The sequence below is a fragment of the Lentzea albidocapillata subsp. violacea genome, assembly GCF_900100275.1.
Taxonomy (GTDB): Bacteria; Actinomycetota; Actinomycetes; order Mycobacteriales; family Pseudonocardiaceae; genus Lentzea; species Lentzea violacea.
Genome location: NZ_FNET01000002.1, coordinates 81702 through 101010, shown reverse-complemented (window position 1 = coordinate 101010; position 19309 = coordinate 81702). Strand labels below are relative to the sequence as shown.

Genomic DNA, 19309 nt, shown 5'->3' with positions numbered 1-19309 from the left:
GTGCGCGCGGCGGTCGTCCTGAGAGCCTTCGAAGTCCTGGTGGTGCTGGCGGCCACGGGTGTCCGGGCGGTGTTCTCGCGCAGGCGGGCGGACCTGCTGACGGACGCCGTCGTGCGCCTCGGGCCGACGTTCCTCAAGGTGGCGCAACTGCTCGGCACACGGGTCGACGTCGTGCCGCTGGAGGTGTGCCGCGCGCTCGCCCGCGTGTACGACGACCTGCCCGCGGTGCCGGTTTCCGCGGCGCAGCAGCGGTTTCCGGCCCGGTTACGCGCCGACCTCGTCGGAGTGACCCCGGCCGCGGCCGGCAGCATCGCGTGCGTCTACCGGGGCGAGCTGCGGGACGGCCGCCACGTCGCGATCAAGGTCCGCCGGCCGGGCATCGGCCGGGTCGTCGCGCGCGATCTCGCGCTGCTCGGCCGGCTGGCGCGGCTCGCGGAGTCGTTGCGCCTGCTCGGCGGGATGCCCGTGGTGAACATCGTCGGCGAGATAGCGGACGCGGTACGCCAGCAGCTCGACTTCGACGCCGAGGCCGCGGCGCTACGGCAGCTGGGCGCGAACCTCGTTGCCGTGCCCGGTGTCCGGGTGCCGGCCGTGATCGGCGAGTACTGCGGGCCGGGCGTGCTCGTCATGGAACACGTGCCGGGGCTGCGCGACGGAAGTGTGTTCCCAGAAGCGAAGCGCGACGCGACGATCACCGCACTGCGCGCCGTCTATCAGATGATCTTCCTCGATGGTCTGGTGCACTGCGACCTGCATCCCGGCAACCTGTACGCGCTGCCGGACGGCTCGGCGGTGATCGTGGACGCGGGCTTCTGCCGCCGGATGACCGACTCGGGCCGGCGGGCGTTCGCCGAGTTCTTCTACCGGATGACCCGCGGCGACGGCGCCGCGTGCGCGGACGTCGTGCTCGCCACGGCCGGTGTCACCGAGCGGTCGGACCCCGAGGGCTTCCGCACCGAGATGATCCGGCTCGTCGAGTCGGCGACGCGCGACTCGATCGCGGACTTCGACCTCGTGCCGTTCACCGTCCGGCTCTTCGCGCTCCAGCGCGAGCACGGCCTCGCCGCGGATCCGGCGTTCGTGTTCCCGATCCTGTCGCTCGTCGTGCTGGAGGGCACGTTGAGGGAGGTGTGCGCGGACGTCGACTTCCAGACGGAGGCGCTGCCGTTCGTGCTGCGCGGCATGATGACCTGAACGGCGGGTCCGCTGTGGACCGTTCGACTCGGTGTTAGAATTGATAGCGAGTTTGGGCGGTGGGATGGCTTCGGCGAAACGTGACTACGGCCAGTTCTGCGGGCTTGCTGCGGCGCTGAACGTCATCGGCGAGCGCTGGACGCTGCTGGTGGTGCGCGAGCTCCTGATCGGCCCGGCCCGCTTCACCGAGCTGGCCGGGAACCTTCCCGGCGCCGGGCCGAACCTCCTGTCGGACCGCCTGCGCATGCTGGTGGAGCACGGCGTGGTCGAGCAGTCGTCCGTGGCAGGCGACGGGCGGGCGCGGCAGTACCACCTGACGGACCTCGGCGAGGAGCTGCGCGGGCCGGTGCTGGCGTTGGCGAACTGGGGGCTGGGGTTCCTGCGCGAGGAGGACCGTTCCGGTGCGGTCAGGGCGGAGTGGGGCTTCCTCGCGGTCCAGTCGATGGTCGTCGAGTCCGCGATCCCGGACGTCGACGAGGTCTACGAGTTCCAGGTCGGCGACGAGCCGTTCGTGATCGAGGTGAGGGACGGCGCCGTCGCGTTCGGCCGCGGTCATGCCGAGCGGCCCGACCTGACGATCGAGTGCGACGCCGACACGTTCGTCCGGGTCGGTGCGCGGATGTTGTCGCCGTTCGAGGCGATCGCGACCGGAGACGTGCGCATCAAAGGCAAAGCGGAATCGGTCCGCCGCTGCATTCTCATGCTCGGGCTGAACTGATCCGCGCAATCTGGGAGAAGGGGCCTGTTCCGCCCCGTCGGTAACGTCCGGGCCACTCCTGGCTTCCCGGACGGAGCTGATTCATGACTACTCATGCCGGGGCGTGGTCCGCGCCTGGCTCACTCAACGAGCGCTGGCACAAGTTCGCGCTCAACCTCTTCATGTTCGTGGTGCTCGCGCACTGGGCGGAACACATCGTGCAGGCGGTGCAGGTATTCCTGCTCGGATGGCCACGCCCGGCGGCCGGTGGTGTGCTCGGTCTCTGGATCCCGTGGCTGGTGACGTCGGAATGGATGCACTACGGCTACGCCGTCATCATGCTCGTGGGTTTCTTCGCACTGGCACCCGGTTTCGCCGGGCGTGCGAAGAAATGGTGGAAAATCGCGCTGTGGATCCAGTTCTGGCACCACTTCGAGCACCTGCTCCTGCTCCTGCAGGCCATCACCGGCCGTAACCTGCTCGGCTATCCGCAGCCGGTGAGCATCCTGCAGCTGGTGCTGCCGCGCGTCGAGCTGCACCTGTTCTACAACCTGGTCGTGTTCGTCCCGATGATGGTCGCGGTCTACTTCCACCTGCGTCCCTCGCCGGCGGACCGGGCTGAGATGCGTTGCACGTGCGCGGCCTGAGATGCACGGCCACGGCTCGACGGTGCCCGCGCTCGCCGGGCCGGTGCTGCTCTACCTGATGCTCTACTTCTCGGTTCCGGTGGTGGCGGGCTTCGCGCTGATGCGGATCACCACGCCACCGCCGCGCCGGGCGGACGCGCTGCTGGTGACCGGAGCGTCCACCACCGCGTTCCTGGTGGCCATGATGGTCGTCCCCGCGTTCGGGCTGCCGCCGCAGGCGACCGTGCTCCTGCTCGTCGCGGGCATCGTGCCGTTCGTCATCTGGTGGCGGGCGCCGCACCTCCTCGTGCGGACGGCGTCGCTCGCGCCGTGGCTCGTGGCCGCCGCCACCGTGACCGGCCTGCTCCGCGTACCGGCCGACCTGCCCGGCGGTTTCACCGCCGTGCTGACCGCCGTGTCCTGGCTGACCTTCTGCGCGCCGCGGTCACGGCCGGGCAGGGTCGCGGTGCGGGTGACGGCCGGGACGCTCGCGCTGACGGTGGCCGCCATCACCGCCAAGGTCGCCTCGGCCGGTGGCTGGCAGTAGTTCATCCCAGCGCGACTGCCGCGCAGCCTGCTGCCAGGCCGAGGCACAGTGGCGAGTAGATCCGCTGGTCGAGCCGGGCGAACTCGGTGTCCTGCCGGGATGACACCACCAGGCCCGCTGCGCAGCAGGAGTACCGCGGCTACCCCGGCCGTGCCCGCGGTCGCCAGCCAGCCGGGGCCCGGCACCGCGCTGGTGGCGCACGCCGACGACCCGGTGGTCGCGCCGATCCTGCGGCGTGTCACCGAACGCAGGGTCGCGTTCCTGACCGAGGCCTACGCCGAACTCGGACTGCCCGCGGCGCGAGCCCGGCAGCAGGCCGTCGTCGCCTACTCCGCCTACGTCGGCTGGATGCAGCTGCGACGGGCGACGCCGGACGTGTTGCCGGAGGTCGTCGACGACCCGGAGGCCCTGGCGTACCTGGTGGACAGCCCCACCGGATAACGCCGCATAAGCTGGCGATCATGACGAAGCACAGGTGGGCCGCCGGCGACCTTCCCGACCTGACCGGCCGCACCGTCGTGGTGACCGGCGCGGCCAGCGGGGTGGGTCGTGGCACGGCGACCGCCTTCGCCGCGGCAGGGGCGCGCACGGTGCTCGCGGTGCGCGACGTCGCGGCCGGTGAGCGGGCCGCGGCCGCCATGTCCGGCACCACCGAGGTGCGGGAACTGGACCTGGCGAACCTGGCGTCGGTGCGCGCGTTCGCCGAGGGCTGGCAGGGTGGGCTCGACATCCTGGTCAACAACGCCGGGGTGGCGATGACCCCGTACGGGCGCACGGCGGACGGGTTCGAGCTGCAGTTCGGCACCAACCACCTCGGCCACTTCGCGCTCACCAACCTGCTGCTGCCCTCGATCACGGGCCGCGTGGTGACCGTGGCCTCCGGCGCGCACAAGGCGGGCGTGCTCGATCTCGACGACCTCGACTTCGCCCGCTCCGGCTACACCCCGGTGAAGGGCTACGGCAGGTCGAAGCTGGCAAACCTGCTGTTCACCCTGGAACTGGAGCGGCGCTGCCGCGAGGCCGGGTCGTCCGTGCGCGCGCTGTCCTCGCACCCCGGCTACTCGGCGACCAACCTGGGTACCAAGGGACGCAACCGGCACCTGGTCAAGATCGTGCACCTGGCCGGGCGTTACCTGGCGCAGACCGAGGCGCAGGGCGCGCTGCCGTCGTTGTACGCGGCGACCCAGGACCTGCCGGGCGCCAGTTACGTCGGCCCGGACGGACGGTTCGAGCTGCACGGCCATCCCACGCTGGTCGGCCGGTCGGCGGCGGCCACCGACCCGGTGCTGGCGCGGCGGTTGTGGGAGGCGTCGGAGCGGCTCACCGGGGTGACCTTCCCGCTGACCGCTAAGTCCTGAGCTCGACCCGCCGAAGCGGCTGCGTTGCCGTGCGGCTCCGCTAGGCCACGCTGGTGAGGTCGTACTGCCGTGCGGCTCCGCTAGGACACGCTGGTGACGTCGCACTCCCGTGCGGCTCCGCTAGGACACGCTGGTGAGGTCGCACTCCCGGGCGGCGTCCTGCAGGGCGCGCAGCGCCGCCCGGCACGCGGGACGGTTCGTGGTGCTGTTGCGCCACAACGCGAACACCCGTCGCCGGGGTGCCGGCTGCAGCGGCACGAACCGGACACCGACCGGTGTGGGACCGCGCCCCAGCCGGGGAATGATCGCGGCGCCGAGTCCTGCGGCCACCAATGCGAGCTGAGTGGAGTGTTCCGAGGCGGTGTGCCTGACTCGGCGCTCGATTCCGTTGCGGCGCAGGGTGTTCTCGAGCCAGCCGTGGCAGATCTCGTCACTGGGCCAGCCCACCCAGTCCTCGGCGTGCAGCTCGTCCAGGGTGACGGTGGCCCGGCCGGCGAAGGGATGCCGGGCGGGCAGCGCCACGTCGAGGACGTCCTCCAGCAGCGGGGCGGAGGAGATCCCTTCGGGCACGGTGAGTGGCTCTTCCGGCCAGTCCTGCACCACCGCGATGTCGATGTCGGCGTGGCGTAGCTGTGCGATCGACTCGGTGGGCTCCAGCTCCGCGAGCCGCGCCGACAGGGCCGGGTGCCGCTGGCGCAGCGTGTGCAGCACCGTCGGCAACAGGCCGCGCGCGGCCGTGGCGAACGCGGCCACGGTGAGCGAACCGGCCACCGTGCCGCGGTGGCCCGCGAGGTCGGTCTCGACGAGTTCGACCTGCTGCAGCAGCCTGCCGGCGTGTTCGGCGAGCAGGTTGCCGGCGTCGGTGAGCCGGATACCGCGCCCCTCCTTCTCCAGTAAGCGCTGACCGACCTCGCGCTCCAATGTGGACAGTTGCTGCGACACCGCCGAGGTGGTCACGTGCAGTGCCTCGGCGGCGCCGCGGACCGATCCCGTCGTGGACACGGCGAGAAGCGTCCGCAGGCGTTCCAGGTTCAACACATCAGCGATGCTACGCAATCGACCCAAGAATGTTTCGATTGTCTTGGCAATGGTGGGGCGGCAGTGTCGGTGCCGCATGAACCGACACCGCAAGGAGAACTCCGTGCATCACCACCTCGTCCTCGGCGGCGACCTTCCGGTCCACCGGCTGGGTTTCGGCGCCATGCGGCTGCCCGCGGACGACCCAGCCGCCGCGCACGCCCTGGCCCGCCGCGCGGTCGAGCTCGGCGTCACCTTCATCGACACCGCCGACTCCTACGATCTCGGCCGCAACGAGGAGCTGCTGGCCGAGGCCCTGCACCCGTACCCCGACGGCGTTGTGGTGGCCACGAAGGCCGGCCAGTGCCACCCCGGCGACGAGTGGATCCCGCTCGGTCGTCCGGAGTACCTGCGCCAGCAGGCCGAGCTGAGCCTGCGCCGGCTGCGGGTCGAGCGCATCGACCTGTTCCAGCTGCACCGGATCGACCCTGCCATCCCGCTGGCGGACCAGATCGGCGCGTTGCGGCAGTTGCAGGACGAGGGAAAGGTGCGGCATGCCGGGCTGTCCGAGGTCTCCGTCGACCAGATCGTCGAAGCCGGGCGGATCACGCCGATCGTGAGCGTGCAGAACCGGTACAACCTCGCCGACCGGCGCTCGGAGGACGTGCTGGCGCACTGCGAACGGCACGGCATCGCTTTTCTGCCGTGGCTGCCGATCGCGCCGAGCGTCCGATCGGACTCGCCGGTGACCGAGGTGGCCCGCCGGCTCGGTGCCACTGCGGCGCAGGTCGCACTGGCGTGGCTGTTGCGCCGGTCGAAGGTCATGCTCCCCATCCCAGGCACGTCCTCCGCGCGCCACCTCGAGGAGAACGTCGCCGCGGTGAACGTCGACCTACCCGACGAGGACTTCGACCGGCTCCGGATCACTGGCCGCTAGGCGGAATCCTGGCGTTCCAGCCACTTCAAGATGGCCTGGTTGGTCTCTTCCGGCCTTTCCTGCTGGATCCAGTGGCCGGTATCCAGATTGACCACCTCCACATCGGGCACGAAGTTCGCCAGTGTCTCGGACTTCGCGACCGTGTCCCGGTCGCCGTAGATCATCAGGGCGGGCTGGCGGATGATGGGGTCGACGTCCGCCAGCAGGTGCCAGTTGCGGTCGAGGTTCCGGTACCAGTTCACGCTGCCCGTGAACCCCGACGACTCGAAGGCGGAGACGAAAACGGCCAGTTCGCCGTCGCTCATCAGAGGCTCGCCGAGCGGTGTTTCCGCTGTGGCGAGATCGATCAACGCCATTCCTGGCTGTGGCTCTCGGGAGGGTTCGTTCTTCCGGAACAGGTTGCGGAGGAACTGGAAGGTGTTCTCGTCGAACACGGCGTCGGCGACACCTGGTCGCCGGTTGAAGTGGACGAGGTAGGAGTCACTGCCGAGCAGGTCCTCCAGGAACTCGACCCACGGTTTTTCTCCGCGTTCTAGGTAGGGCATGCTCAGGCTGATCACCTTGTTCACCCGGTTCGGGTGCAGCAGGGTGAGTCCCCAGACGACGATCGCACCCCAGTCATGACCGACGAAGGTGGCGTCCTCGTACCCGTAGTGGTCGAGAAGCGCGACGAGATCACCCGACAGGTGTTCGATGTCGTAGTCCGTCACTTCGGCCGGCCGCGACGAGTTGCCGTAACCCCGCTGGTTCGGGACGACGACGTGGTAGCCCGCCGCGACCAGGGCAGGCACCTGATAGCGCCAGGAAAAGGCGTGCTCCGGCCAGCCGTGACAGAGCACGACGGGACTTCCCGCGTTGTGCCGGCCTGCTTCGAAGACTTCGAGTTCCACGCCGTTGACTGGCACAAGTATGGGCTCGGGAAAATCGGTTGGATCGACCATGTCGTGATCCTGCCGACCGAAACCGGTCAACCCATGACCGGTTTCTGTGAAAATCTTGGCGGCGTGCGAACCGATCGGCTGGTGGCCGTCCTCCTCCTGCTGCAACGGCGCGAGCAGGTGACAGCGGCGGAGGTCGCCCGGGAGCTGGAGGTCTCCGAGCGCACCGCTCGCCGCGATCTCGACGCCCTGGCCATGGCCGGGGTGCCCGTGTACTCCCTGCAGGGCCGAGGTGGCGGCTGGCGCCTCGTGGGCGGCGCCCGCACCGACCTGTCCGGGCTGACCGAGAGCGAGGCCCGCGCCCTGTTCCTGGTCGCCGGGCCGGCCTCGGTCGCGACGCCGACCGTGAAAGCGGCTCTGCGCAAGCTCGTCCACGCCCTGCCGGAACCCTTCCGGGGGCAGGCCGAGGCAGCGGCGTCGTCGTTGGTGGTGGACCCGCGACGATGGGGGGCGAGCCGGGCCGAGCACCGGCCGCCCCGCTTCCTCGACGAACTCCAGGACGCGGTGATCCGCGGCGTCCAGGTGCGGCTCGGCTACGTCGACCGCGAGAACGCCGTGACCGAGAGAACCGTCCACCCGCTGGGCATCGTCGCCAAAGGTGCGTCGTGGTATCTCGTCACCAACACCGAGGCGGGCCGGCGGACCTTCCGGATCGACCGCGTGTCGTCCGCCGTTCCGACCGGCGATCGCGTGCACCGGCCCGAGGACTTCGATCTCGCTGAGAGCTGGCGGGCGATCGCCGACGAGGTCGACGTCAAGCGAACGCCTTTCGAGGTCCAGGCGGTGTGCGTGCCCCACGGGGTGGGCGTGCTCCGGATCGCGTTCGGCGGCCGGCTCGAGGTGGGAGGTTCCACGACCGACGGCCGCGTCGCGGTCGTGATCCGCGGCCAGGACGAGTACGTGCTCGCCGGCGAGCTTGCCGGACTGGCCGACTGGATCGAGGTGACCGGCCCTCCGGGTGTGCGCGGCCACCTGGCCTCGATCGGCACCGTGCTCGTCGAGCGCTACGGCTGAGGTCGTTTCGGTAGTCTCGGACCCGCCTGACGGAAGGACACGGGTGGACGACTCGTCGAAGGTCGGTAGGCATGCCCGCGCGGTGCTGGCCGCCGCGAAGGCGTTCCGCGCCGAGGCAGCAGGGGTGCGCGCGGAACCGGATCGGCTGCACGCGCTCGCCGCCGCGCGGTACCAGGCCCTCCGGGACTCGCTGGTGGCCGACCGACTCCGTGCCATGCCGGTGGACAAGCTACGGGACACGAAAGCGAACCTGCGGCTGAGCAAGCTGAAGGCCGCCGGGTACCGGACCGTCGCCGACATCGCCGGGGCGCGCCCGGAACAGCTCGACGGCGTGCCCGGAGTCGGCAGGCAGTCCGCCGAACAGATCGTGCGCGCCGCCCGCGCCGTCGTCGACGGTGTCGCGCGCGATACGACTGTGCGGCTGAACCCCGACCGCGCTGACCGCGCCCAGACCGAGCTGCTGCAGCTGATGTCCAAGTTGCGCAGGGCGAACCAGCTCGTCGGTCCGCTGCGCGAGCCGCTCGGAGACGTGCTGGGCAGGGTCGACGCCGATGTACGCGCCGCGTCCCGTGCGTGGAGCCGGGTGCGGATGTTCTTCTCGTTGCGGAAGAACCGGCAGGCCGCCATCGACTCGCTCGGCCGGCTCGAGGCGCTGCTGGCCAGTCGTGACGTGGCGGCGTTGCGTGCGATCGGCACGCAGCTGCGCGTGCCGGACATGGACCACCGCGCGCTGTGGCGTGACTACGAGCTCGACGCGGCCGCCTACAACACGCTCCTCGCCGACCTCGCCGGTGCGGACGCGGTGCCGGATCGCAGTGCCGCCAAGGGTTTCGTCCCGGCCGACATCGAGCACGAGGTCGACGCGACCACACTGGACACCAGCCTGCTGAAGGTGTCGCTGCGTGGCTACCAGGTGTTCGGAGCCAAGTTCGTGCTGGCCCGCAAACGCGTCATCATCGGCGACGAGATGGGACTGGGCAAGACGATCGAGGCCATCGCGGTGATGGCCAGCCTCGCCGCCGATGGACGGCGTGGGTTCCTGGTGGTCTGCCCGGCGAGCGTCGTCGTCAACTGGGTCAACGAGATCGCCAGGCACAGCGACCTCGTGCCGCACCGCCTGCACGGCGCGGGCCGCGACGGCGCGGTCGGCGAGTGGCTGGCGCAGGGCGGCGTCGGCGTGACGACGTTCGGCACGTTGCCGAAACTGGTGCTGCCGAAGAGGTTCCGCCCGGCGCTGGTCGTGGTCGACGAGGCGCACTACGTGAAGAACCCGGACACGCAGCGCTCCCAGGCGGTCAACACGATCGTGCAGCGCGCGGAGCGGGCGGTGCTCCTCACCGGCACGCCGATGGAGAACCGCGTCGAGGAGTTCCGCAACCTGGTCGCCTATCTCCAGCCGAGCGTCGCGGCCCGCACCGGCGCGACCGACGCCGTGGTGGGAGCAAAGGCCTTCCGCCGCGTCGTCGCACCGGTGTACCTGCGGCGCAACCAGGAGGACGTGCTGGGGGAGTTGCCGGAGCTGCTGGAGATGGAGGACTGGGTCGAGTTCGGCAGGCAGGACCGGGGCGCGTACCTGGACGCGGTGCGCAAGGGGAACCTGATGGCGATGCGCCGCGCCGCCTACGCGCCGGGCACGCCCCGCGGCTCGGCGAAGCTGGAGCGGCTTTTGGAGATCATCGAGGAGTCGAGGGACAACGGCTGGAAGGTCGTGGTGTTCTCGTACTTCCACGACGTGCTGGACGCGGTCGCGGACCACGTCGAGGTCTTCGGTCCCCTGACCGGCGCGACGTCGGCGCAGGGCCGCCAGCAGCTGGTGGACGAGTTCACGGCGTGCGAGGACCACGCGGTGCTGGTGGCCCAGATCGAGGCGGGCGGCGTGGGTCTCAACATCCAGGCCGCGTCCGTGGTGATCATCGCCGAACCGCAGTGGAAGCCGAGCACGGAGGACCAGGCGATCGCCCGTTGTCACCGGATGGGCCAGGTCCGCAAGGTGCACGTGCACCGGTTGCTGGTCAAGGACAGCGTGGACGCGCGGGTGCAGGAGATCCGCGACCACAAGACTTTGCTGTTCGACCACTACGCGCGCGAAAGCGACGCGAAGCACTCACACGAGAGCGCGTTGGACTCAGCGGTGTCGGTGGAGCAGCGAGTGGTGCAGGCCGAGCAGCAGCGCCTCGGTCTCTAGCGCCGCACTCCCTGGATCGTGTCCGACGAGTCGTGGGCGCGGATCGAACCCTTGCTGCCGGTGGTGCCACGTCGTGCTGCCCGCACCCGATGGCCCCGAGCAGGTACGCGGTGCCAGAGCGCCACTCGAACGTGTGATCCTCGCCGATCGTCGCATGGATGATTTCCCCGGCGGTATCCAGCGTCCCGAAACAACGATCGCCCGGAGGAGACGACATGGACACCGCGAAGCGGCTCATGGCTGTACTCGTTCTCGGCGCGGCGCTCGCCGGAGTTCCGGCAGCGTCGGCGCTCGCCGACGCGGCCGTGCCGCACACCACGGCGGTGGTGACGGCTCAGGACGACAACGACAACAACAGCGGCAACTGGGGCTGGCTTGGCCTCCTCGGTCTGCTGGGCTTGGCAGGCCTGGCGGGACGGAAACGGAACCAGGTCACCGACCGCACCGTGGGCCGGTGATGCGAGCGGAGGTGGTAGGCGCGAAAGTCGGCCATGCGCTTCGGTAACACCCAGGTCGAGTTCCTGGGTGGCCGCGCGGGATGCCTGACGATGCTGGTGATCTCCGTGGTGTTGTCGGTCCTGCTCACTGTTCTGCTGAACGCCATGCTGTGACGAGCGGTGCGGGGTGGACGCTGTGACGTTCACCCCGCCCGTACGTCGCGGTCGCCCATGGCACCAACGAGGCCGTGAGGTTTCGGACGAGACTTCTGGCCAGGTGCTCAGGGGGCCAGGACGCAGAGCTCTGGTCAGATCCAGGCTTGATCGCCCGCGGTCACCGCGGGCTCGCCGCCCGCCTCCGTGAACGCGGCCAGTGCGCCGACGAGCCCGCGCCGCTCGTCCTCGGACATCCTCGCCACGATCCGGCTGATCGCCGATCGCCTCCGGCGCGTCACTCCGCGCACGACACGGCGGCCCTCGGCGGTCAGGTCCACCACCACCTCCCGGCGGGTCGCCGGGTTGGCCTGCCGCGCGATCATGCCCGTCGTGACCAGACGGTCGACCATGCGCGTCACGGTGGACGGGTTGACGTCCAGCAGTTCGGCGAGCGAGGTGAGTCTCATCATCCCTCTGCTGTCCAGGATGACGAGCAGCCGGAACTGCGGCAGCGTGATCGTCTCCTCGACCGCGGCGAGCGATCGCGCCGACACCGCGACCAACAGACGTGACGCGGTCAGCACCGCGTCCGTGAGCGCGTCGACATCGCTGGCGTCGACCTTGGGCCGGGACATGCCACAGTTCTACCGCAGTCCCGGACGGTGATCACCGTGCCGCCAGGCGCATCTGCCGCGGGATGGCGCATTCGGTCGCGATGACCGTTTCGAGTGCGGTGAGCGCGGCCTCGACCCAGTCGTCGACGCTGCTCGCCGACGCCCCTGGCGCACCGGTCAGCCGCACGGTCACCGCACTGCGGTCGTGGGCGAGCCGGAGCACCTGAAGGGTGCCGGTGCAGCTGGTCAGTGGCTCGGTGCCCCAGGAGATGCGCAGCAGGTCCCAGTCGATGGTGACCTGACGCTGCAGATCGAGGTCGGCATGGCGGCCGGGCAGCCAGACCCGGATGAGGCCGGGCCCGGACAGCTCGATCTCGACGGATCCGGGCAGCCAGCTGGTCATGTGTTCGAGGTCGGAAAGGATGCCGAAGACGGCCTCCGCGTCGGCGGGCATGGAACGGCTTCGAGTCAAAACGTGTCCTCCCGGCAGATTTCTCCCATCCTGTCCGAATCGCTGCCGATGTGAACCTACGAATGGCTAACGATCGCTCACCAGGGGAGTGGTCGGCGTGCCCGGTGTGGCCGACGTGAGCTCAGGCGGTGAGTGGGGTCGTTGCGTCACCACGGGAGTGGGCGCCTCACCTGTCGTCGAGGTGCCGATCGGTTCCGGCTCGTCCTGTGTGGACACACCGCATGCGGTGCACAGCAGGAACGTGGTCGCGACGATGACGGCTCTCATGAGGCGGCTTCCGGGATCTCCACGACGAACCTCGCTCCGCCGCCTGGCCGGTCCTCCACCCACACCTTCCCATCGTGACGGCGGACGTGCTCGGCGACGAGTGCGAGGCCGAGTCCGCTGCCGGCGCCCGTGCCCCGGCTGCCTGCCCTGCTACCACGGGTGAAGCGCTCGAACACCTGCACGCGCATCTCGCCCGGCACACCGGGACCCGCGTCGTCGACCTCGAGCCGGACGTTGCCCTCGTGGCGGAGCACGGCGAGCCGGACCGCGCCTCCCGCATGGCATTCGGCGTTCTCGATGAGGTTGCCGACGACCCGGTCCAGTCTGCGGCGGTCGCCGAGCACCAGCGGTGAAGGCGGGTCGACGACGATCTCGACGTCCTCGCCCAGGCGGATGCCCGCGACGCCGTGAACGAGGCCGCCGACGTCGAGCGGTTCGAACGCGTCGAGGTCACCGTCCTGGTCGGCGCGGCTGATCTCCATGAGGTCGACCACCATGCGCGCGAACCTGTCCACTTCGGACGTGAGCAGGCCGAGTGCCTTGCCCGCCGTGCCGGGCAGTTCGGCCTGTCTGCGGCGCAGCACGGCGGCCGCGTTCACCATCGTCGTGAGCGGTGATCGGAGTTCGTGGCTGACGTCGCCGGCGAACCGGGCGTCACGCAGCACCCGTTGCTCCAGCGCGTCGGCGGTGGAGTTGAACGTGGTGGCGAGCGGAGCGAGATCGGGATCGGCCTGGTCGGGCAGCCGCGCCTTCAGATCACCACCCGCGATGCGGGACGCGGCGACGGTCAGCTGGCTCAACGGCCGCAACGCGCGTCTGCTCGCCCAGGAGCCGAGCGCCATCCCGATCAGGCCGCTCAGCACCGTGCCGGCGATCAGCAGGCCGCTGAGGAACCGGAACGTGCGGTCGAGCTGGACGAGCGGGAAGAGCTCCACGTAAAGGCCTCTGGTGGTGGTGAGGGGCTGGGCCACCACGAGCACCGGGATGCCGTCGGCGTGCAGCCGCTGCCGTGCCGGCACACCGCTGCGGGCCAGCGACAGAAGGTCGTCCGGCACCACGCCGGGATCGACCTGCCGCCCGCTCGTCAGCACCTCACCCGAGCGGAACAGCATGATGGTCGAGTCGGGATCGGTGGTCAGGCCGGTGAGCAGTTCGGTCAGACCGTCCGACTCCGTGCGCACGGCTGCCTCGACCAGCCGGAGGTTGACCTCGGCCTGGCGCGTCGTGGCCTGCAGGCGTTGCCGCAGCATGTAGTCGGACGCGAGGTTCCAGGTGGCGACGGCCAGCAGGCTGGTGACCAGGAACGAGCCCAGGCCGAGCGCGGCGGCGACCCTCCAGCGCAACGAGGGACGGCGCACCGTCATCGTGGCGGGCCGATCTTGTAGCCGGAACCGCGCACGGTCAGGACGAACACCGGGTCGTCCGCGTTGTGCTCGATCTTGGTCCGGAGCCTGCGGATGTGCACGTGGAGCAGACGCGTGTCGCCGTAGTAGTCGTAGCCCCACACCCGGTGCAGCAGCTGTTCCCTCGTCACGATCTTCCCGCCCGCCGCGGCCAGTTCCGCGAGCAGGCGGAACTCGGTGCGGGTCAGCCGGATCTCCTCACCGCCACGGTGGACGACCCCTTCGTCGGGCCAGATCTCCAGGTCCTCGATCCGGTGCGAGACGTTCTGCGCCGGGCCGCCGCGTCGTCGCAGGAGGGCCCGGATGCGGGCCGCGAGCTCACTGGCGACCAGCGGCTTGGTGACGTAGTCGTCGGCGCCGGCCTCCAGACCCGCGATGACGTCGGGGGTGTCGGTGCGCGCCGTGACGATGATGATCGGCAGGTCTCCCTGGTCGCGCAGCGTCCGGCACACCTGCAGACCGTCCACACCGGGCAGCATGAGATCTAGCAGGACGACGTCGAAGAGGTCGGTGCCGAGGCGGCGCAGAGCGTCCTCGCCGGACACAGCCTCCTCGACCGCGAAGCCCTCGTCCGCCAGTGCGAGACCGAGAGCCTGGCGGATTCGCTCGTCGTCGTCCACGAGCAGCACGGAGAAGTCCATGTCCTGCTTTTCGTCGGGGATTTTCAGTGCTGCTGCTTCTACCACGTTGTCATGGTGGACGCATCCGCGAAGGCCTGCGTGCCTTCGGAAGGAGTTCGTAAGGTTGCACAGTGCATGTATCGGGCATGCTGGGCGCCGCGGGTTCACGCCCGTCGGGGGCGCGTGTGCCTGCGGGTTCCGGGGAAGGCCAGGCACCGGCCGCCAAGTTGCGGCCGGTGCCTGCTGCACGAAGAAAGGCCGTATCAGCGTGACGGGCATGCCAACCGCCGACGAGGGCACCGCGGGAACGATCCTCGTGTGTGACGGCTGCGGGCGGTCGCGCCGCACCAGCAGCACCGGCCCCATCGCGTGGGACCTGCTCTGGTTGCAGGCGGACGTCGCGGGCTGGGCCGGTTCGGACCGCCCGCTGGGGCCCCATTACTGCACCACCTGCGTCGGCAACGAGTAGACGACACCGAGATCCCATCGAAAGGGCCTCGCAAGGTTGCGCAGTGCGGTTTTCCGGCAGACTGTGCGATGCGGACGCCACCGGTCGGGGCGAGCGTCCGCACCAATCGCCACGGGGAGATCCGGGTACCGGCCGACAGGATCGGCGGCCGGTACCCGCCCTCGCGATTCGAACCCCTCAGCGCCGCCGCGTCACGTTGTTCGCCACGACCAGCGGTGCGAACTGGACCCAGTCGACGTTCGGCCCCCACGCCGCCGGATTGCCGAAGGTCACCGCGCTACCTGGGGTGGCCAGCTCGAGCGGAGAGGTCTCCAGCCAGAAGCCGTCCCACGTGTAGTTGTGGCGGTACCGCGCGGCCGTCGCCTTGCCGCCCGCCTCGGTGGCGACGAGTGACCGGTTGATGATGTCGGTGTTGTAGGCGTGCCCGGTGTTCTTGTCCGCCTGGGCATAGGCGACGGTCAGGTTGTACTGCCCGGCCGCTCCGGTACGCGGAACCGTGAGCGTGCCGTTGTTGCCGACGTAGCCGACGTAGGAGCCACCGGACGCCCAGGGGCTCGACGCGATCGCCGCGCCGCCCGCGAGCTGTCCAGTCTCGGCCTCGACGCGGACCGCGTTCCGGTCGGCCGCGGCGTCACGGGTCACGGTGAGAGTGCCGGCGACGAGCGGGGTGCGGCCCTCGTTGGACAGCTTGACCTCGGTGATGCCCGCCTTCAGGTGCACCGTCGTGCTGCCGTTCCAGGAACCCGCGCGGGTGGCGGTCTGGCCGGCACCGGCGACGTGGCGGCCGGAGAGGGTAAGGCCCAGGGTGCCGCGCCCGGTCGCCGTCCAGGCGGTGTCCAGGCGGTAGTAGCCGTCCTCCGCCGCGGACACGTAGGTGGTGGCGGACTCTCCGGCCCGCAGGACTCCGCCGCGGCTGGAACCGCGCGCGTCGGACAGCGGGTACGTGGTCCGTTCCGGGCCGGTGACCTCGGTCAGGTCCAGGCGGTCGAGCGTGATGTCCGCCGAGCCACCGAGATGGCCACCGGGACCGCTGGTGCGCAACGAGATCCGGTGCGTGCCCGCGGTGAGCGCGACGGTGGTGTCGTGCCTGCCGCGATAGGTCCAGTTGAGGGTCGCGGGCAGGACGAGGTTCCGCACGTGGGCGTCGTCGACGTAGAGGGCCGTCTGACCGACGAACGCGTTGGTGCCGTAGAAGGTGCCGAGTTTGTAGGTGCCGGTCCGTGGCACGGTCACGTCGACGGTGACGCGGGAGTCCGGCCTGTTCATGGAACCGACGTCCTTGCGGCCCGACGTGGTGTAGCGCATGGCCATGTCCCAGGAACCCGAGCCGTCGTCCTGGGTGTACACCTGAGCGTTCTCCACCAGGCCGTTCTCGGCTTCGTAGCTCGCCTGCCACGGCGCGTTCGCGACCGGTGGCGCGCCGGAGCCGGCCGGCGTGACGATCACCTGGTAGGCGGCGAGCCGGTCGCCTCCCGGCACGGCGATGGTGGCCTTGCCGTCCGCCACGCGGACCCTGGAGGCCGCGACGACCGGCGGCTGGCCGGCGTCACCCTCGTAACCGGTCCAGCCGATCTTGGAGACGCGCACGTCTACCTGGTCGCCGAAGACCCTGCGGTCGATGCCCGTGAGAGCGACGTTCACCGCGTTCGCCGTGCCACCGAGCAGCACGGTTGCCCGGTCGCCATCACGGGTGGCCAGTCCCTGCACCGTGTCCCTGGTGTTCGGCTGCGGCGGCGTCACCCTGACGGTGTCGCCGGACAGGTCGCCGTACCACTTGGTGAGCCACCAGCCGCCGTTGGCACGGCCGGCCCGCACGGCGTGGTCGCTGAGGTTGCCGGCCATGGACCAGAACGCCATGTGACCGTCCACTTTGGTGTCTTCCAGCATGGTGATCCACTGGACCATCTGGCCGGGCACCGAGGTGTCCCGCCGGTTGGAGTACTCGTTGATCACGATCTCCCTCGGCGAGATGCCGAGCTGCCGTTCCATCTCGCGGTACTCCGCGTGGTGGCCGCGGTAGAGCGCCAGCGAGTCGGGGCCGAGCTCGTGCCAGCTGGTGATCTCCGGCAGCACGTTGTTCGCCTTGGCGTAGGTGAGGAACTCACGCAGGTGGTCCGCGCGGTACCGGGTCTCGCCGATGCCGGTGATGCGCGCGTTGGGCAGCACGGACTTCACCAGCCGGTAGACCCTGGTCCAGTCGGCGAAGAACTTCTGCTTCTTGTTCGCCCAGTCCGAGTACCAGATGCCGTCCGGCTCGTTGAAGATCGTCCACACGAACCGGTCGCGGTCAGGGCGCTGGGCGACCTTCTCCAGCTGCGGCCGCAGTTTGGCGACGTAGTCGTCGATGCCGAGGTCCTCGTAGGGCCACTTGCTGTACGCGTCCTGCGAGTAGATGTGCATCTCGCTGCCGCCCGTGGCGAAGAACCCGTCGGCGAGCTTCAGCGCGTCGCCGTTCGGGTGCTGGTCCCCGTCCGGCGCCTTCTGCGAGATGCTGCGCAGCCGCATGCCGGCGACCAGGTCCTGGGACGGGACACCGGCATCGCCCAGGCCGTACAGCATGCCCGTGGCACCGCCGCGGAACTTGCCCGTCGGCGAAGCGAGGTCCACGCGCACTGTTTCGGTCGCGGCGACCGCGATCGGTGGCGACAGGGTGGTGAGCGCTAACGCGGCGACGACCGCGCAGGCAGGGATACGCATGGCAGCTCCATTCGGGATCATTTGACGGCGCCGCCCGTGATGCCCGCGATGATCCTGCGCTGGGCGACGGCGAGCACGACGACGAGTGGCAGGCTCATCAGCACGACGTAGGCGAAGATCAGATGCCAGTTGTTGAGGTACAGACCGGCACTCGCCACGCGGAACAGGTTCAGCGGCAGGGTGTCGAGCCGGCCGCCGATGACGAAGAAGGCGTAGAACACGTCGTTCCACACGTAGAGGCAGATCAGGATCGTGGCGGTGGCGAGCACCGGCCGCAGCAGCGGCAGCACGACCCGCCAGAACACCGTGAACGGGCCCGCGCCGTCGATCTGGGCGGCCTCCTCCAGCGCCGGCGGGATGGTCCGCACGAAGCCGGTGACGAAGAAGATCACCGTGGACAGGTAGATGCCCGTGTACACGCCGATCATGCCGGCCGCGCTGCCCGCGAGCCCGAGCTGGCGCAGCAACAGCACCACCGTGACGACGGCCGGCGGCAGCACGATGCCGCTGATGCCCAGCGCGTACAGCACGGCGTTCAGCCGGGTCGCGCGGCGGGCCAGGATCCAGGCCGCCATCGACCCGAACGTCAGCAGCAACGCGACGGCCGGCACGACGACCAGCAGACTGCCGAGGAACGCGGTGGGCACCTCGCCCTCGTCCCACACCTGCCGCAGGTTCTCCAGCAACCGCCAGTCCCGCGGCAGGGACAGGTCCGGGTCGAGCGCCTCGCCCTGGGACTTCGCCGCCGTCACCACCACCAGCCACAGCGGGACACCGATCACGACGAGCACGAGCGCGATCGCCGCGACCGGCTGCGCCCTGGTCCAGAACCTGGTCACAGAACCTCCTCCCGCCTGCGCAGCATGCGGATCACGGGGAACGCCAGCAGGGCGACGAGCAGGAACAGCACCAGGCTCATCGCGGTGGCCTGGGCGAACAGGCCCTGCCCGAAGGTGCGGTAGATGAAGATGTTGAGGATCTCGGTGGTGCGCGCCGGCCCTCCGCCGGTCGTGGCCTGGACGATGTCGAACCCGTTCATCGACCCCAGCAACGCGGTGGCCACGTTGAACGTGACCGCGGGTGCCAGCAGCGGGAACCTGATCGACCAGAACGCCCTGGCGCGGGAGGCACCGTCGATGTGCGCCGCCTCCAGCAGGTCCTCGGGGATGGTCTTCAGGCCCGCCAGGTAGATGAGCATGGACAGGCCCATCCACTTCCACGCGTGGATCATCGCGACCACCACGATCGTCCACGTGGTGTCACCGAGCCAGGCGTAGTCGATGCCCAGCAGGCTGTTGAGGCTGCCCTGTGGTTTCAGCAACGCCTGGAAGATGTAGCCGACGGCGAGCGCGGACATCAGCACGGGCACCAGGAAGAAGATCCGCGCCACCCGGTTGAGCGTGGTGTCCCGTTCGAGCAGGACCGCGAGCCCGAAACCGAAGAGGTTCTGGAACAGGGCGACCAGCACGGCGTAGACGAGGGTGATCCGCACCGCCCGCAGCAGCGTGCCGTCCGACGCGAGCTGGGTGAAGTTGTCCAGCCCCACCGGGTTGATCGCGCTCTTGAAGCCCGACCAGTCGGTGAACGCGTAGACGAAGTTGAACAGCGTCGGGACGAAGAAGAACACGAGCAGGATGGCGAACGCCGGTGCCATGAACCAC

21 protein-coding genes are annotated in these 19309 nt (G+C 69.8%); 11 read left to right on the top strand and 10 right to left on the bottom strand.

The window, feature by feature from the left end; all coding sequences use genetic code 11:
* From BLR21_RS05490 to BLR21_RS05465, 6 genes are all read left to right on the top strand, one after another.
* The gene (locus BLR21_RS05490; protein ID WP_090004613.1) at positions 1-1194 is read left to right on the top strand and encodes an ABC1 kinase family protein; all 1194 of its coding nucleotides are present in this window, start codon (positions 1-3) and stop codon (positions 1192-1194) included.
* Positions 1195-1258: 64 nt separating this feature from the next.
* Positions 1259-1912, top strand: a complete 654-nt coding sequence (locus BLR21_RS05485) for a winged helix-turn-helix transcriptional regulator (protein WP_090004612.1) — start codon at positions 1259-1261, stop codon at positions 1910-1912.
* Between the two features lie 83 nt (positions 1913-1995).
* Positions 1996-2538: a hypothetical protein gene (locus BLR21_RS05480; RefSeq protein WP_090004611.1), complete on the top strand. Its 543-nt coding sequence runs from the start codon at positions 1996-1998 to the stop codon at positions 2536-2538.
* 1 nt (position 2539) lies between these two features.
* Positions 2540-3064 (top strand): DUF6239 family natural product biosynthesis protein, encoded by a 525-nt coding sequence (locus BLR21_RS05475; RefSeq protein WP_090004610.1) that lies wholly within the window; start codon positions 2540-2542, stop codon positions 3062-3064.
* A 99-nt stretch (positions 3065-3163) separates the two neighbouring features.
* On the top strand, positions 3164-3505 hold the full coding sequence (locus BLR21_RS05470) for a hypothetical protein (RefSeq protein WP_143027616.1): 342 nt from the start codon (positions 3164-3166) through the stop codon (positions 3503-3505).
* Positions 3506-3525: 20 nt separating this feature from the next.
* Positions 3526-4422, top strand: a complete 897-nt coding sequence (locus BLR21_RS05465; protein ID WP_090004608.1) for an oxidoreductase — start codon at positions 3526-3528, stop codon at positions 4420-4422.
* 120 nt (positions 4423-4542) lie between these two features.
* Here BLR21_RS05465 and BLR21_RS05460 read toward each other — a convergent pair whose 3' ends face one another.
* Positions 4543-5460: a LysR family transcriptional regulator gene (locus BLR21_RS05460; RefSeq protein ID WP_090004607.1), complete on the bottom strand. Its 918-nt coding sequence runs from the start codon at positions 5458-5460 to the stop codon at positions 4543-4545.
* Between the two features lie 103 nt (positions 5461-5563).
* Here BLR21_RS05460 and BLR21_RS05455 point away from each other — a divergent pair, with 103 nt between their 5' ends.
* Positions 5564-6376, top strand: a complete 813-nt coding sequence (locus BLR21_RS05455) for an aldo/keto reductase (protein WP_256334490.1) — start codon at positions 5564-5566, stop codon at positions 6374-6376.
* Here the strand turns inward: BLR21_RS05455 and BLR21_RS05450 are convergent.
* Entirely contained in the window at positions 6373-7422 is a 1050-nt protein-coding gene (locus BLR21_RS05450; protein WP_256334489.1) for an alpha/beta fold hydrolase, read from the bottom strand. The two genes, BLR21_RS05455 and BLR21_RS05450, sit on opposite strands and share 4 nt — an antisense overlap.
* Between BLR21_RS05450 and BLR21_RS05445 the strand changes: the two genes are divergently transcribed.
* The 3 genes from BLR21_RS05445 (at position 7381) to BLR21_RS43125 (ending at position 10971) form a co-directional block, all read left to right on the top strand.
* On the top strand, positions 7381-8328 hold the full coding sequence (locus BLR21_RS05445) for a helix-turn-helix transcriptional regulator (RefSeq protein ID WP_090004605.1): 948 nt from the start codon (positions 7381-7383) through the stop codon (positions 8326-8328). The two genes, BLR21_RS05450 and BLR21_RS05445, sit on opposite strands and share 42 nt — an antisense overlap.
* A 43-nt stretch (positions 8329-8371) precedes the next feature.
* Positions 8372-10513, top strand: coding sequence for a DEAD/DEAH box helicase (locus BLR21_RS05440; protein WP_090004604.1), 2142 nt, complete (start codon positions 8372-8374; stop codon positions 10511-10513).
* 215 nt (positions 10514-10728) lie between these two features.
* Entirely contained in the window at positions 10729-10971 is a 243-nt protein-coding gene (locus BLR21_RS43125; RefSeq protein ID WP_090004603.1) for a WGxxGxxG family protein, read from the top strand.
* Between the two features lie 287 nt (positions 10972-11258).
* Here BLR21_RS43125 and BLR21_RS05430 read toward each other — a convergent pair whose 3' ends face one another.
* The 5 genes from BLR21_RS05430 to BLR21_RS05410 all read right to left on the bottom strand — a co-directional run bounded on the left by BLR21_RS05430 (position 11259) and on the right by BLR21_RS05410 (position 14503).
* On the bottom strand, positions 11259-11741 hold the full coding sequence (locus BLR21_RS05430; RefSeq protein WP_090004602.1) for a MarR family winged helix-turn-helix transcriptional regulator: 483 nt from the start codon (positions 11739-11741) through the stop codon (positions 11259-11261).
* Positions 11742-11772: 31 nt separating this feature from the next.
* A complete protein-coding gene (locus tag BLR21_RS05425; protein WP_143027615.1) occupies positions 11773-12192 on the bottom strand; it encodes an SRPBCC family protein in 420 nt (139 codons plus the stop codon).
* A 66-nt stretch (positions 12193-12258) separates the two neighbouring features.
* Complete coding sequence (locus BLR21_RS05420; RefSeq protein ID WP_090004600.1) at positions 12259-12459, bottom strand: hypothetical protein; 201 nt, start codon at positions 12457-12459, stop codon at positions 12259-12261.
* Positions 12456-13823, bottom strand: coding sequence for a sensor histidine kinase (locus BLR21_RS05415; protein WP_090004599.1), 1368 nt, complete (start codon positions 13821-13823; stop codon positions 12456-12458). The genes BLR21_RS05420 and BLR21_RS05415 overlap by 4 nt, the downstream gene beginning before the upstream one ends.
* Entirely contained in the window at positions 13820-14503 is a 684-nt protein-coding gene (locus BLR21_RS05410) for a response regulator transcription factor (protein WP_090004598.1), read from the bottom strand. The genes BLR21_RS05415 and BLR21_RS05410 overlap by 4 nt, the downstream gene beginning before the upstream one ends.
* 256 nt (positions 14504-14759) lie before the next feature.
* On the opposite strand from BLR21_RS05410, the gene BLR21_RS05405 reads away from it, so the two are divergent.
* Entirely contained in the window at positions 14760-14951 is a 192-nt protein-coding gene (locus tag BLR21_RS05405) for a hypothetical protein (protein ID WP_143027614.1), read from the top strand.
* 177 nt (positions 14952-15128) lie between these two features.
* Here the strand turns inward: BLR21_RS05405 and BLR21_RS05400 are convergent, their stop codons facing one another.
* Genes BLR21_RS05400 through BLR21_RS05390 form a run of 3 tightly spaced genes read right to left on the bottom strand, consistent with a single transcriptional unit; the run spans position 15129 to position 19302 of the window.
* On the bottom strand, positions 15129-17648 hold the full coding sequence (locus tag BLR21_RS05400) for a carbohydrate-binding protein (RefSeq protein ID WP_090004596.1): 2520 nt from the start codon (positions 17646-17648) through the stop codon (positions 15129-15131).
* 17 nt (positions 17649-17665) lie between these two features.
* Positions 17666-18487, bottom strand: a complete 822-nt coding sequence (locus BLR21_RS05395) for a carbohydrate ABC transporter permease (protein WP_090004595.1) — start codon at positions 18485-18487, stop codon at positions 17666-17668.
* Positions 18484-19302 carry a carbohydrate ABC transporter permease gene (locus tag BLR21_RS05390; RefSeq protein WP_218130762.1) on the bottom strand — a complete coding sequence of 273 codons (819 nt, stop codon included), beginning with the start codon at positions 19300-19302 and terminating at the stop codon, positions 18484-18486. Before BLR21_RS05390 ends, BLR21_RS05395 begins: the two co-directional genes overlap by 4 nt.
* Between the last annotated feature and the right edge of the window lie 7 nt (positions 19303-19309).

Excerpts from the sequence above, each read along its gene's own strand:
- BLR21_RS05485 (WP_090004612.1), top strand. The coding sequence starts at position 1,259 with ATGGCTTCGGCGAAACGTGACTACGGCCAGTTCTGCGGGCTTGCTGCG.
- BLR21_RS05480 (WP_090004611.1), top strand. The coding sequence starts at position 1,996 with ATGACTACTCATGCCGGGGCGTGGTCCGCGCCTGGCTCACTCAACGAG.
- BLR21_RS05475 (WP_090004610.1), top strand. The coding sequence starts at position 2,540 with ATGCACGGCCACGGCTCGACGGTGCCCGCGCTCGCCGGGCCGGTGCTG.
- BLR21_RS05470 (WP_143027616.1), top strand. The coding sequence starts at position 3,164 with ATGACACCACCAGGCCCGCTGCGCAGCAGGAGTACCGCGGCTACCCCG.
- BLR21_RS05465 (WP_090004608.1), top strand. The coding sequence starts at position 3,526 with ATGACGAAGCACAGGTGGGCCGCCGGCGACCTTCCCGACCTGACCGGC.
- BLR21_RS43125 (WP_090004603.1), top strand. The coding sequence starts at position 10,729 with ATGGACACCGCGAAGCGGCTCATGGCTGTACTCGTTCTCGGCGCGGCG.
- BLR21_RS05430 (WP_090004602.1), bottom strand. The coding sequence starts at position 11,741 with ATGTCCCGGCCCAAGGTCGACGCCAGCGATGTCGACGCGCTCACGGAC.
- BLR21_RS05420 (WP_090004600.1), bottom strand. The coding sequence starts at position 12,459 with ATGAGAGCCGTCATCGTCGCGACCACGTTCCTGCTGTGCACCGCATGC.
- BLR21_RS05415 (WP_090004599.1), bottom strand. The coding sequence starts at position 13,823 with ATGACGGTGCGCCGTCCCTCGTTGCGCTGGAGGGTCGCCGCCGCGCTC.
- BLR21_RS05410 (WP_090004598.1), bottom strand. The coding sequence starts at position 14,503 with ATGGACTTCTCCGTGCTGCTCGTGGACGACGACGAGCGAATCCGCCAG.
- BLR21_RS05405 (WP_143027614.1), top strand. The coding sequence starts at position 14,760 with ATGCCAACCGCCGACGAGGGCACCGCGGGAACGATCCTCGTGTGTGAC.
- BLR21_RS05400 (WP_090004596.1), bottom strand. The coding sequence starts at position 17,648 with ATGCGTATCCCTGCCTGCGCGGTCGTCGCCGCGTTAGCGCTCACCACC.
- BLR21_RS05390 (WP_218130762.1), bottom strand. The coding sequence starts at position 19,302 with ATGGCACCGGCGTTCGCCATCCTGCTCGTGTTCTTCTTCGTCCCGACG.